We start from the raw sequence: 13,438 nt of genomic DNA, 5'->3' as shown, positions 1-13,438 counted from the left end.
ATGCCTTGAACAAATATGTCCATTTGCCACTTTCGCCAGACCGGTAAAGCGTCTTACCGCGCGCTATAAAAATTCTGTCCCGGCATGGATCAAGACTCCACCATCGCCATCGCTTCTTCCACATCCACTGCGACCAAACGCGAACAGCCCGGTTCGTGCATCGTCACGCCCATCAATTGATCCGCCATCTCCATGGCGATCTTGTTGTGGGTGATATAGATGAACTGCACGGTCTGGGACATCTCTTTGACCAACCGTGCGTACCGTCCAACGTTAGCGTCATCCAGCGGGGCGTCAACTTCGTCGAGCATGCAGAACGGCGCCGGGTTCAACTTGAAGATGGCAAATACCAGGGCCAATGCGGTCAGGGCTTTCTCGCCGCCGGACAACAAATGGATGGTGCTGTTCTTCTTGCCCGGAGGCCGCGCCATGATCGTCACCCCTGTATCGAGTAGATCTTCGCCCGTCAGTTCCAAGTAAGCGCTGCCACCGCCGAAAACTTTTGGGAATAACGCCTGTAAACCGCTATTAATCTGATCAAAGGTATCTTTGAAGCGGTTTCGGGTTTCCTTGTCGATCTTGCGGATCACGTTCTCCAGGGTGTCCAGGGCTTCGACCAAGTCGGCGTCCTGGGCATCCAGATAACGTTTACGCTCGGATTGCTGCTGGTATTCGTCAATGGCCGCCAAGTTGATCGCGCCCAGACGCTGAATACGCGCAGCAATCCGCTCAAGTTCTTCTTCGGCGTCTTTCTCGTTGGCCTGGGCGGTCAGGGTATTGAGCACGCCGTGCAGGTCGTAGCCGTCTTCCAGCAACTGGTCTTGCAAGGTCTTGCGGCGCACGGTCAGGGCTTGCCATTCCATGCGCTGTTGTTCGAGCTGGCCACGGATCAGCTGGGATTGCTGCTCGGCCTGGGTCCGGCGTTTTTCGGCGTCACGCAGTTCGCGGTCGGCGTCTTCCAGGGCGATTTGTGCGGTCTTGAGCTCTTCGTCGACAGTCATGCGCTTGTCGAGCAATTCTTCCAGCTTGAGGCGCAGCTCTTCCAGCGGCGCTTCGCCCTCTTCCAGGTTGAGGCTCAGTTGTTCGCGCTTTTCGGTGAGGCGCTCGGATTGCATCTCCAGGCGTTCAAGGGCCTGGGCCGTGGACGCGTGCTGGGCCTTGAGCGAGCCCAAGCGCACCGCCAATTGGTGGGCATGGTCTTTGTGCTGACGGGCTTCCTGGCGCACACGGTCGAGGCGCTCGCGCAGGCTGTCGCGCTGGGCCAGCAGCAGTTCGCGCTGCTCGGTGTCCAGCGCCATGCTGTCGAGGGCCTCCTGAAGCTGCAGGCGTGCTTCGCCGATCTGTTCGTGTTCCAGGGCGCGTTGCTCGCCCATCTCTGCCACTTCTTCGTCGAGGCGGGTGCGGCGCAGGGTCAGTTGCTCGACCTTGGCTTTGCTCGCGGAAAGCTGGGCTTTCAATTCACCTTGCTGGCGTGCTTCGTCCTGCAACAGGCGGCGCAGGTGTTCGCGACCGGTCTCTTGCTGGCGCTGGGTGGCGCGCAGGGTTTGCAGTTCGGTTTCCAGGCTTTCGAGGGTGGCTTCGCGCTCTTCGCGTTCGGCGATCAGGTTGACGATTTCCTGGCCACGGGCCAATACGCCACTTTCGGCTTCACTGGCGCGACGTACTCGCAGGAAATGGCGGCCGACCCAGTAACCATCGCGGCTGATCAGGCTTTCATCGGCGCCGAGCTGGCCGCGCTGGGCCAACGCCTGCTCAAGTGATTCAACCGGTTTGACCTGGCCCAGCCACGGCGACAGATCAATCGCCGCTTCAACCTTATCCAGCAAACTGCCCGGCACCCGCGTGCCGTCGGCGGCCGGGCTGAGCAGACGCAAATCGCCTTGGGCAAAACCGGCCAGGTCGAAACCGCCAAAATCATCCACCAGCACGGCTTGAAGGTCGGCACCGAGGACCGTTTCAACCGCCAACTCCCAACCTGCCTCTACCTTCAAGCCTTCCGCCAAGCGCGGGCGCTCGGCCAGATGCTGGTCACGCAGCCACTCGGCGGTGCCGGTACCGGGGTCCAAGGCGGCTTGCTGCAAGGCTTCAAGGGAAGCAAGCCGACCATTGAGCCGCTGCAAATCACCCTGGGCCTGCTGCTGCGCCTGGGTCGCCTGTTGCAGTTGCTGACGCAATTGCTCCAGGCGCTCCACTTGTTGTTCTTCACTGGCTTCCAGCTCTTCCAGCGTCATTTCGCTTTCGGCCAGTTGCTCGCTCAGTTCCATGATCGCCGCGTCTTCCGGGTCGGCGGACAGCAATGCGCGCTCTTCCTGCATTCGACGCTGGCGCTCGGCCAGGCGCTCCATGCTGGTTTCCAGCTGCTGGATGCGCGATTGCTGCACCTCGGCCTGGCGGCGTGGCTCGGCGGACTTCAGGTTGAAGGTGTCCCACTGCTCCTGCCAGCCGTGCATGGTGGTTTCGGATTCTTCCAGGGCGGCGGCGGCTTCTTCGGCGGCGGCGCTGGTGATTTCCTGCTCGGGGGTGAGCATGTCCAGCTCTTCGCCAAGGGTCAGCAGCAAGGTGCGGTCGTGGCCCAGGTGGGATTCGGTCTCCAGGCGTGCGCGTTCGGCTTCCTTCAAATCATCCTGCAATTGGCGCAGGCGCTGCTGGCCGTGCTGGATGCTCTGCTCGACGCGGGCAATGTCGCCACCCACCGAATAGAAACGGCCCTGCACCAGATTGAAGCGTTCGGACAGGTCATGGTGACCGTCACGCAGGCGTTCGATGCTGGCGTCGGCGTTGCGCTGCTCGGCTACCAGGGCCTCAAAGCTGATTTCCTGGGTGCCGATGATTGCTTCGCGCTGGCCGACCTGATCATTCAACGCCTGCCAGCGCAGGGCCGAGAGTTGCGCCTTGAGCTGGCGTTCTTCGCCCTTGTATTCCTGATACTTCTCGGCGGCCTGGGCCTGGCGGTGCAGGCGTTCAAGTTGACGCTCCAGCTCTTCGCGCAGGTCGGTCAGGCGGGCGAGGTTTTCATGGGTGCGGCGAATACGGTTTTCAGTCTCGCGGCGGCGCTCCTTGTACTTGGAGATGCCGGCCGCTTCTTCGATAAAGTTACGCAGGTCTTCGGGCTTGGCTTCGATCAGCTTGGAGATCATGCCCTGCTCGATGATCGAGTAGCTGCGCGGGCCTAAACCAGTGCCGAGAAAAATATCGGTAATGTCGCGACGGCGGCACTTGGTGCCATTGAGGAAATAGCTGTTCTGGCTGTCGCGGGTCACTTTGCGGCGGATCGAGATTTCCGCGTAGGCCGCGTACTCGCCGATCAAGGTGCCATCGGAGTTATCGAACACCAGTTCGATGCTGGCCTGGCTCACCGGCTTGCGGCTGGTGGAGCCGTTGAAGATGACGTCGGTCATCGACTCGCCACGCAGGTTCTTGGCCGAGCTCTCGCCCATCACCCAACGGACGGCGTCGATGATGTTCGACTTGCCGCAACCATTGGGCCCGACCACCGCCGCCATATTACTGGGGAAGTTCACCGTGGTCGGGTCGACGAAGGATTTGAACCCCGCCAGTTTGATGCACTTGAGCCGCACGTTTAGGCGTCCGCCAACGCAGCGATGACCAGCGAGCAACTACGCTCGCCGTAGGCCGACAGCACTTGGCGGATCTGCGGCAGGTCACGGGCCAGTACGGCGGCGAGCAGTTGCTCGAACAGCGCCAGGTACTCGCTCATGGACGCCTTGCGTTGATCCAGCGCCAGGTAGTAGGCGCGGTTCATCGCCGGTTGCAGGTTCTCGACGGTTTCCTGCAGGTACGGGTTGTTGGCGAAGGGATAGGCGGCGCGCATCACATTGAAGCTTTCTTCGACGAAGGCGCGGATGTCTTGGTGCTCGAAGCTGGCGATCAGGCGCTGCTGGATCTGCATGAACGGCGCCATGTCGGCCTGGGTCTGCCAGCCTTGAGCCACCGCATTGCCGAGCAGGATATACAACTCGCCCATCAAGGTGCACAGGCTCTGCACCTTGTGTGCCGTGAGTTCTGTGACGTGGGCGCCACGGCGCGGCAGGATCGCGATCAGGTGGCGGCGTTCGAGGATCAGCAAGGCTTCGCGCACGGAACCACGGCTGACATTGAGTGCCAGCGTGACCTTTTGCTCCTGGATCCGCTCCCCAGGCTTGAGATCGCCGCGAATGATGCGTTCGGCGAGGTGGTGAGCAATTTGCTCGGCGAGACTGTCCGGCGCCTTGAACGTCATGTTTTCCCTTCAAAATCTTCTATCGGTACAAGCGCGGCAGTGTAGCGCATTGGCTGGCTGATGGCGCTACGCCCACCCTTCAGAATTTGGCACGGAATAAGCAGCGATGAACACCCACAAGCCCCCAAAAACACCGGTTCCAGAAGACTGGACCATAATTGAAAGTGTTGCGACTGCATTTTCTTGACCTTCTGGTCAGAAAATCGTTGACCGAAAAGTCAGACATGACTAGATTCGGCGCAAAGCGGTTAACAACAATAATGAGTCTGCGAGGCCTTCCGTGATCCAGTTTTTACTTAACCAGGAACTCCGTAGCGAGCACGCCCTGGACCCCAACCTGACGGTGCTCAACTATCTGCGTGAGCATCTAGGCAAATCCGGCACCAAGGAAGGCTGCGCCAGCGGCGATTGCGGTGCCTGCACCGTGGTGGTCGGCGAACTGCACACCGATGATCAAGGCGCCGAGCAGATTCGCTATCGCAGTCTCAATTCGTGCCTGACCTTTGTGTCGTCGTTGCACGGCAAGCAACTGATCAGCGTCGAAGACCTCAAGCACCAAGGCCAACTGCACAGCGTCCAGCAAGCCATGGTCGAATGCCACGGCTCGCAATGCGGCTTTTGCACCCCAGGCTTCGTGATGTCGTTGTTCGCCCTGCAAAAAAACAGCGACGCGCCCGACAGCCAAAAAGCCCACGAAGCCCTGGCCGGCAACCTGTGCCGCTGCACCGGTTATCGCCCGATCCTTGCCGCCGCCGAACAGGCCTGCTGCAACAAACCCCAGGATCAGTTCGACAGCCGGCAGGCAGAGACCATTGCCCGCCTCAAAGCCATCGCGCCGACGCAAACCGGTGAACTCAACAGCGGCGACAAACGCTGCCTCGTGCCGCTGACCGTCGCCGACCTGGCCGACCTTTATGACGCCTACCCACAAGCTCGCTTGTTGGCGGGCGGCACCGACCTGGCGCTGGAAGTCACCCAGTTCCACCGCACACTGCCGGTGATGATCTACGTCGGCAACATCGAAGAAATGAAACGTGTCGACGACTTCGACGACCGCCTGGAAATCGGCGCCGCCACCGCCCTCTCCGACTGCTACACCGCGCTGCACCATGAGTACCCGGACTTCGGCGAGCTGCTGCACCGCTTCGCCTCCCTGCAGATCCGCAACCAGGGCACCTTGGGCGGCAACATTGGCAACGCCTCGCCGATTGGGGACTCACCGCCGCTGCTGATTGCCTTGGGCGCGCAGATCGTGTTGTGCAAAGGCGAAACCCGCCGCACATTGGCGCTGGAAGACTACTTCATCGACTACCGCGTCACCGCGCGCCAGGACAGCGAGTTCATCGAGAAGATCATCGTGCCGAAAGGCCACACGCTGTTCCGCGCCTACAAGGTCTCCAAGCGCCTGGACGATGATATTTCCGCCGTGTGCGCCGCGTTCAACCTGAAGATCGAAAACGGTGTGATCAACGAGGCCCGCGTCGCGTTCGGCGGCATGGCTGCCACGCCAAAACGTGCCAAGAGCTGCGAAGCCGCGTTGGTTGGCGCCACCTGGAACTCCGCCACCGTGGAAAAAGCCTGCGCCGCCCTGGCCGAAGATTTCACCCCCCTGTCAGACTTCCGCGCCAGCAAGGAATACCGCCTGCTCAGCGCGCAGAACCTGCTGCGCAAATACTTCATCGAACTGCAAACGCCGCACATCGAGACTCGGGTGACCGCTTATGTCTAACCATCACGCCGTCGTTAAAACCCAGGCCGAACTCGCCGAGCTGTTCGCCCAGGACCTCACCTCCGGGGTCGGTCGCAGCGTCAAGCATGACAGCGCCGCCAAGCACGTGTCCGGTGAAGCGCAGTACATCGATGACCGCCTGGAATTCCCTAACCAGCTGCATCTGTATGCGCGCATGTCTGACCGTGCCCACGCCCGCATCATCAGCATCGACACCGCGCCCTGCTATGCCTTTGAAGGCGTGCGCATTGTCATCACCCACGAAGACGTGCCGGGGCTGAAAGACATCGGCCCATTGATGCCGGGCGATCCATTGCTGGCGATCGACACCGTGCAGTTTGTCGGCCAGGTCGTGCTGGCGGTCGCCGCCCGCGACCTGGAAACCGCGCGTAAGGCCGCGATGGCCGCCGTGATCGAATATGAAGACCTGGAGCCGGTGCTGGACGTGGTCGAGGCCTTCCGCAAGAAGCATTTCGTGCTCGACAGCCACACTCACCAACGCGGCGATTCGGCGGGCGCCTTGGCCACCGCAAAAAACCGCATCCAGGGCACCCTGCATATCGGCGGCCAGGAACACTTTTACCTGGAAACCCAGATTTCCTCGGTAATGCCCACCGAAGACGGCGGCATGATCGTCTATTGCTCCACGCAGAACCCCACCGAAGTGCAGAAGCTGGTGGCCGAAGTGCTGGACGTGTCGATGAACAAAATCGTCGTGGATATGCGCCGTATGGGCGGCGGTTTCGGCGGCAAGGAAACCCAGGCGGCCAGCCCGGCGTGCCTGTGCGCGGTAGTGGCGCGCCTGACTGGCCAGCCGACCAAGATGCGCCTGCCGCGCGTCGAAGACATGTTGATGACCGGCAAGCGCCACCCCTTCTATATCGAATACGACGTGGGCTTCGATGACAGCGGCCGCCTGCACGGGATCAACCTGGAGCTGGCGGGCAACTGCGGCTGTTCGCCGGACCTGTCCAACTCGATTGTCGACCGTGCGATGTTCCACTCGGACAACTCGTATTACCTGGGCGATGCCACCGTCAACGGCCATCGCTGCAAGACCAACACCGCGTCCAACACCGCTTATCGCGGTTTCGGCGGCCCACAAGGCATGGTCGCCATCGAGGAAGTGATGGACGCCATCGCCCGCCACCTGGCGCTGGACCCACTGGCGGTGCGCAAGGCCAACTATTACGGCAAGACCGAGCGCAACGTCACCCACTACTACCAGACCGTCGAGCACAACATGCTCGAAGAGATGACTGCCGAACTGGAAGCCAGCAGCCAATACGCCGAGCGCCGCGAAGCGATCCGCCTGTACAACGCCCACAGCCCGATCCTGAAGAAAGGCCTGGCATTGACCCCGGTGAAGTTCGGCATTTCGTTTACCGCCAGCTTCCTCAACCAGGCCGGTGCGTTGATCCATATCTACACCGACGGCAGCATCCACCTGAACCACGGTGGCACCGAGATGGGCCAGGGCTTGAACACCAAGGTCGCGCAGGTGGTGGCCGAAGTGTTCCAAGTGGACATCGACCGTGTACAGATCACCGCCACCAACACTGACAAGGTGCCCAACACCTCGCCAACGGCGGCCTCCAGCGGTGCCGACCTGAACGGCAAGGCCGCGCAAAACGCCGCCGAAACCATCAAGCAGCGCCTGGTGGAGTTTGCCGCGCGCAAATACGACGTGAGCGAAGCGGATGTGGAATTCCACAACGGTCACGTGCGCGTGCGTGACCAGATCCTCACCTTCGAAGCGTTGATCCAACAGGCGTATTTTGCCCAGGTCTCGCTGTCGAGCACCGGCTTCTACAAGACCCCGAAAATCTTCTACGACCGCAGCCAGTCCCGTGGTCGCCCGTTCTACTACTTCGCATTCGGCGCGGCGTGCTGCGAAGTGATCGTCGACACCCTGACCGGCGAATACAAGATGCTACGCACCGACATCCTCCACGACGTCGGCGCCTCGCTGAACCCGGCCATCGACATTGGCCAGGTAGAAGGCGGGTTTATCCAGGGCATGGGCTGGCTGACCATGGAAGAGCTGGTGTGGAACAACAAGGGCAAGCTGATGACCAACGGCCCGGCCAGCTACAAGATCCCGGCCGTGGCCGACATGCCGCTGGACCTGCGGGTGAAGCTGGTGGAAAACCGCAAGAACCCGGAAGACACGGTGTTCCACTCCAAGGCCGTGGGCGAGCCTCCGTTCATGCTCGGGATTGCTTCGTGGTGCGCGATCAAGGACGCGGTAGCGAGCCTGGGTGACTATCGCCATCAACCCAAGATCGATGCGCCAGCGACGCCGGAACGGGTGTTGTGGGGCTGCGAACAAATGCGGCAGTTGCAAACAACCCCACCCCCTGTAGGAGCTGGCTTGCCAGCGATGACGGCCTGACAGACACCACAAGAGGTGACTATGAACAACTGGATCAGCGCCCTCGCCGACCTGCAAAACCGGGGTGAACCCTGCGTGCTGGTGACCATCATCGAAGAGCTCGGCTCCACGCCGCGCAATGCCGGTTCGAAGATGGTCATCAGCGCCGCGCAGACCTTCGACACCATCGGCGGCGGGCACCTGGAATACAAGGCGATGCAGATCGCCCGCGACATGCTCGTACGCGGTCAGCAGAACACCCACCTGGAGCGCTTCAGCCTGGGCGCCAGCCTGGGCCAGTGCTGCGGCGGCGTGACTGTGTTGCTGTTCGAACCCATGGGCCAGGTGCAGGCGCAGATCGCGGTGTTTGGCGCCGGCCATGTCGGCCGTGCGCTGGTGCCATTGCTGGCCAGCCTGCCGTGCCGGGTGCGCTGGATCGATTCACGGGATCAGGAGTTTCCGGAGCATATCCCCCAGGGCGTGCGTAAAATCGTCAGCGAAGAGCCAGTCGACGAAATTGCCGACCTGCCGCTGGGCAGTTACTGCATCGTCATGACCCACAATCACGCGCTGGACCTGGAACTGACCGCCGCGCTGCTAAAACGCAATGACTTTGCCTACTTCGGCCTGATCGGTTCGAAGACCAAACGGGTCAAGTTCGAACACCGCCTGCGTGATCGCGGTTTCGATGCCGCGCAGTTGCAACGCATGCGCTGCCCCATGGGCCTCACCGAGGTGAAGGGCAAGTTGCCGGTGGAAATCGCCATCTCCATCGCCGGCGAAATCATCGCCACCTATAACGCCAATTTCGGCCAGCACACCGCCAGCGCCGAACCTATTGCCAAACTGCTGCCGGCTTCACGTCGCAGCCAAGCCATTTGAATTGAGATCACCATGCCTTTGACTCGCAAAGCCTACCGTGCCGCCCTTCTGCACAGCATCGCCGACCCTGCTGAAGTGGGGATAGAAGCCTCGTACGAATATTTCGAAGACGGCCTGCTGGTGATCGAAAACGGTCAGATCAGTGCCCTTGGCCATGCCAGCGATTTGCTGCCAACCCTGCCTGCCGACATCGAAATCACCCACTATCAGGACGCGCTGATCACGCCCGGCCTGATCGACACCCACATCCACCTGCCGCAAACCGGCATGGTCGGCGCCTATGGCGAGCAGTTGCTCGACTGGCTCAACACCTACACCTTCCCGTGCGAAAGCCAGTTCGCCGACAAGGCCCACGCCGAAGAAGTCGCGGATATTTTCATCAAGGAACTGCTGCGCAATGGCACCACCACCGCGCTGGTGTTTGGCAGCGTGCACCCGCAGTCGGTGAATTCGTTCTTTGAAGCCGCCGAGAAACTCGACCTGCGCATGATCGCCGGCAAGGTGATGATGGACCGCAATGCGCCGGACTACCTGACCGACACCGCCGAATCCGGCTACCAGGAAAGCAAAGCGCTGATCGAACGCTGGCACGGCAAGGGCCGCCTGCACTACGCGGTCACCCCGCGTTTTGCACCGACCAGCACACCCGAGCAACTGGCGCTGGCTGGGCAACTGTTGGGGGAATACCCGGACCTGTACATGCAGACTCACATCAGTGAGAACAAGCAGGAAGTCGAGTGGGTGAAGGAACTGTTCCCGGAACGCAAAGGCTATCTGGATGTGTACGACCACTACAAACTGCTGGGCGAGCGCTCGGTGTTTGCCCATGGCGTGCACCTGTGTGATGACGAATGTGCGCGGTTGGCGCAAACCGGTTCGGCTGTCGCGTTCTGCCCGACCTCGAACTTCTTCCTCGGCAGCGGTTTGTTCAACCTGCCGATGGCTGAGAAGCACAAACTGAATGTGGGCCTGGGCACGGACGTGGGCGGCGGCACCAGTTTCTCGCTGCTGCAAACCCTGAACGAAGCCTACAAGGTCATGCAATTGCAGGGCGCGCGGTTGAGCCCGTTCAAATCGCTGTACCTGGCGACGTTGGGTGGTGCGCGTGCATTGCGCCTGGAAGACAAGATCGGCACGTTGCAACCGGGCACCGATGCGGACTTCCTGGTATTGGACTACAACGCCACGCCGCTGCTGAGCTATCGCTTGAAGCAGGCGAAGAACATTGCCGAGACGTTATTTGTGCTGATGACGCTGGGGGATGATCGGACGGTGTTGCAGACGTATGCGGCCGGGCAACTGGTGCACCAGCGCTAATTTCAGCCACACAACAAAACAAAGGGGGGAGCTGGCTTGTTGTGGTGAGCGGGCTTGCCCCGCGCTGGGCTGCGAAGCGGCCCTAGACCCAGACACCGCGTTCTACTAAATAGAACGCGGTGTCTTTATTGGGGCCGCTTCGCGCTCCAGCGCGGGGCAAGCCCGCTCACCACACAAGCCCCCTTAACATTTGAGGAACGTTTACAGCTTGATCGAAGAACGACCCGGCTTCTTGGTCTGCAACAAATGCGAGAACACCGCATGCAGATCATCCGACGCGCTCTCTTCATCAAGGTTGAGCTTGCTGTCGATATGGTCCATGTGATGCATCATCAAGTTCACCGCCAGCGCCGCATCCCGCGCTTCGATCGCATCGATCAACTGGGTGTGCTCGTCGTAGGAACAGTGCGAGCGGTTGCCGCTTTCGTACTGGGCGATGATCAATGAGGTCTGGGACACCAGGCTGCGCTGGAAGCTGATCAGCGGCGCGTTCTTCGCCGCTTCGGCCAGCTTGAGATGGAATTCGCCGGAGAGACGGATACCGGCGCCACGATCGCCACGGGAGAAGCTGTCGCGCTCGTCGTTGACCATCTGGCGCAGCTCGGCCAGTTGTTCAGCCGTGGCGTGTTGCACGGCCAACTCGGTGATCGCCCGCTCCACCAGACGCCGCGCAAGGAACACTTGACGCGCTTCCTCGACACTCGGGCTGGCCACCACCGCACCGCGATTGGGCCGCAGCAGTACCACGCCTTCATGGGCCAGGCGCGACAGGGCGCGGCGAATGATGGTGCGGCTCACGCCGAAGATTTCGCCCAGTGCCTCTTCACTCAATTTGGTGCCGGGTGCCAGGCGTTGTTCGAGGATCGCCTCGAAGATATGCGCGTAGACGATATCGTCCTGGGTTCCGCTGCGACCGGCCTTGCCGGCACGCGGTTGTTTCTTGAGAGGTTGCAACTGTTCGTTCATGGGCACTCGGGTTTGGAGAACGGCGGCGAATTAACGGTAATACGGCAACAGCGTGTCGCTGGCAAGTATCACCTAAAATCAGGGCACATTGTACACAACCGGATGCGCCAACACACTGTACGGCTGTTTGCGCCGTCGGCTGTATTGCAATGAGTCGTTACGTTTGAGTTTAGGCTTGAATCCGTGCCGACAACGGCAAAAATCCAGGTAAAAGGAACACCTCTCCATGAACGACGCCACCCAAGCGCCTTTGCGCCCGCTGGCCGACACGTCTGCGTCGGCCGTTGTCGCCGGCTTCATCGCCATGATGACCGGCTACACCAGCTCCCTGGTCCTGATGTTTCAGGCCGGGCAAGCCGCCGGTTTGACCACCGCGCAGATTTCTTCATGGATCTGGGCGATTTCCATCGGCATGGCGGTGTGCAGCATCGGCTTGTCCCTGCGCTATCGCACACCGATCACCATTGCCTGGTCGACGCCGGGCGCGGCACTGCTGATCACCAGCCTGGGCGGTGTGAGTTATGGCGAGGCCATCGGTGCCTATATTACCTGCGCCGTGCTGGTGACGATCTGCGGGCTGACCGGCAGCTTTGAAAAACTGGTCAAGCGCATCCCGGCGTCGCTGGCGGCCGCTTTGCTGGCAGGGATTCTGTTCAAGATCGGCAGCGAGATCTTCGTCGCCGCGCAGCATCGCACCGGGCTGGTGCTGGGGATGTTCTTCACGTACCTGGTGATCAAGCGCCTGTCGCCGCGTTATGCGGTGCTGGCGGCATTGGTGATCGGCACCGTATTGTCCGGATTGATGGGGTTGCTGGACTTCAGTGGTTTTCACTTGGAAGTGGCGACGCCGGTGTGGACCACGCCGCACTTCTCGCTGGCTGCCACCATCAGCATCGGCATCCCGCTATTCGTCGTGGCGATGACGTCGCAGAACATGCCCGGCGTCGCCGTGCTCAGGGCCGACGGTTACAACGTGCCCGCCTCGCCGCTGATCACCGCCACCGGCCTGGCCTCACTGGTGCTGTCGCCGTTCGGCTCCCACGGCATCAACCTGGCGGCGATCAGCGCAGCCATCTGCACCGGGCCCCATGCTCATGAAGACCGTAACAAACGCTACACCGCCGCCGTGTGGTGCGGAGTGTTCTACGGGATTGCCGGGGTGTTCGGCGCGACCTTGGCGGCGTTGTTCGCAGCCTTGCCCAAGGAACTGGTGCTGTCGATTGCGGCATTGGCACTGTTTGGCTCGATCATCAATGGCTTGAGCATCGCCATGAATGAGCCGAAGGAGCGAGAAGCGGCGCTGATCACCTTTATGGTCACCGCGTCTGGCTTGACGCTGTTTTCCATCGGGTCGGCGTTCTGGGGAATCGTGGCGGGGGTGTTGACGTTGCTGATTCTGAACTGGCGCAAGGCATAAAAAAACGGCGACCCTGAGGTCGCCGTTTTTTTAGTATCACTTAGCCGCGTTGATCGGCTTTTCCGGATACCACACGTCCAGCAGCGGGCTGACTTCAGCGCTTTTCAGTTCGCTGCGGCCTTTGAGCCAGCTTTCAACAGCTACGCGCTGTTCTTCGTTGACCGAGCCACGCTTCTGCAGGCAAACCAGACCGAAGTCATCGCCGCCAACATAGCCCAGACCGTTGGCTTCCATGGCTTCTTTGATGAATGCTTCGAGGAAAGCGTCGGTAGCTTCTTCACTCAGGTCTTCTTTGAAGTCCAGGTTCAGTTCGAAACCCAGCTCTTGAAATTCATCAACGCACAGTTTTTTGCGCAGACGCTGGGAACGGTTAGTCGCCATTGGAACAATCCTCATAAGTAATAACGGGCGGCACTTTAGCAGTTTAAGGCGGCGATTGCCCGACTCTCTGGGACAGGCGGCACTTTGCGTGTAAAAAAACGCCGAATTCCAGCTATCGTTCAGCTACAAGTG

At 60.7% G+C, this 13,438-nt stretch carries 9 protein-coding genes; 5 read left to right on the top strand and 4 right to left on the bottom strand.

Annotated elements, in window-relative coordinates; translation table 11 throughout:
• Positions 1-89 precede the first annotated feature (89 nt).
• Positions 90-3,578, bottom strand: coding sequence for a chromosome segregation protein SMC (gene smc / locus EJ576_RS14230; protein ID WP_126570579.1), 3,489 nt, complete (start codon positions 3,576-3,578; stop codon positions 90-92).
• Positions 3,579-3,580: 2 nt separating this feature from the next.
• Positions 3,581-4,240 carry a GntR family transcriptional regulator gene (locus EJ576_RS14225; protein WP_122726564.1) on the bottom strand — a complete coding sequence of 220 codons (660 nt, stop codon included), beginning with the start codon at positions 4,238-4,240 and terminating at the stop codon, positions 3,581-3,583.
• A gap of 280 nt (positions 4,241-4,520) precedes the next feature.
• Between EJ576_RS14225 and xdhA the strand changes: the two genes are divergently transcribed.
• From xdhA to guaD, 4 genes are read left to right on the top strand one after another with little or no spacing between them, the layout of a single operon-like run.
• The gene (xdhA, locus tag EJ576_RS14220) at positions 4,521-5,969 is read left to right on the top strand and encodes a xanthine dehydrogenase small subunit (RefSeq protein ID WP_122726562.1); all 1,449 of its coding nucleotides are present in this window, start codon (positions 4,521-4,523) and stop codon (positions 5,967-5,969) included.
• Positions 5,962-8,364, top strand: a complete 2,403-nt coding sequence (xdhB, locus tag EJ576_RS14215) for a xanthine dehydrogenase molybdopterin binding subunit (protein ID WP_123474530.1) — start codon at positions 5,962-5,964, stop codon at positions 8,362-8,364. Before xdhA ends, xdhB begins: the two co-directional genes overlap by 8 nt.
• A gap of 21 nt (positions 8,365-8,385) precedes the next feature.
• The gene (xdhC, locus tag EJ576_RS14210; protein ID WP_122726558.1) at positions 8,386-9,225 is read left to right on the top strand and encodes a xanthine dehydrogenase accessory protein XdhC; all 840 of its coding nucleotides are present in this window, start codon (positions 8,386-8,388) and stop codon (positions 9,223-9,225) included.
• 12 nt (positions 9,226-9,237) lie between these two features.
• Positions 9,238-10,542, top strand: coding sequence for a guanine deaminase (guaD, locus tag EJ576_RS14205; RefSeq protein WP_122726555.1), 1,305 nt, complete (start codon positions 9,238-9,240; stop codon positions 10,540-10,542).
• A 201-nt stretch (positions 10,543-10,743) separates the two neighbouring features.
• Here guaD and EJ576_RS14200 read toward each other — a convergent pair whose 3' ends face one another.
• On the bottom strand, positions 10,744-11,508 hold the full coding sequence (locus tag EJ576_RS14200) for a GntR family transcriptional regulator (RefSeq protein WP_015885332.1): 765 nt from the start codon (positions 11,506-11,508) through the stop codon (positions 10,744-10,746).
• Positions 11,509-11,734: 226 nt separating this feature from the next.
• Here EJ576_RS14200 and EJ576_RS14195 point away from each other — a divergent pair, with 226 nt between their 5' ends.
• On the top strand, positions 11,735-12,925 hold the full coding sequence (locus EJ576_RS14195) for a benzoate/H(+) symporter BenE family transporter (protein WP_122726553.1): 1,191 nt from the start codon (positions 11,735-11,737) through the stop codon (positions 12,923-12,925).
• Positions 12,926-12,961: 36 nt separating this feature from the next.
• Here EJ576_RS14195 and EJ576_RS14190 read toward each other — a convergent pair whose 3' ends face one another.
• Positions 12,962-13,306 (bottom strand): YggL family protein, encoded by a 345-nt coding sequence (locus EJ576_RS14190; RefSeq protein WP_033900540.1) that lies wholly within the window; start codon positions 13,304-13,306, stop codon positions 12,962-12,964.
• Positions 13,307-13,438 lie beyond the last annotated feature (132 nt).

It is taken from the genome of Pseudomonas sp. C 49-2 (assembly GCF_003970195.1).
GTDB lineage: Bacteria > Pseudomonadota > Gammaproteobacteria > Pseudomonadales > Pseudomonadaceae > Aquipseudomonas > Aquipseudomonas canadensis.
Note: the sequence above shows the minus strand (reverse complement) of the source record. Positions and strands in the feature narration are given on the sequence as shown.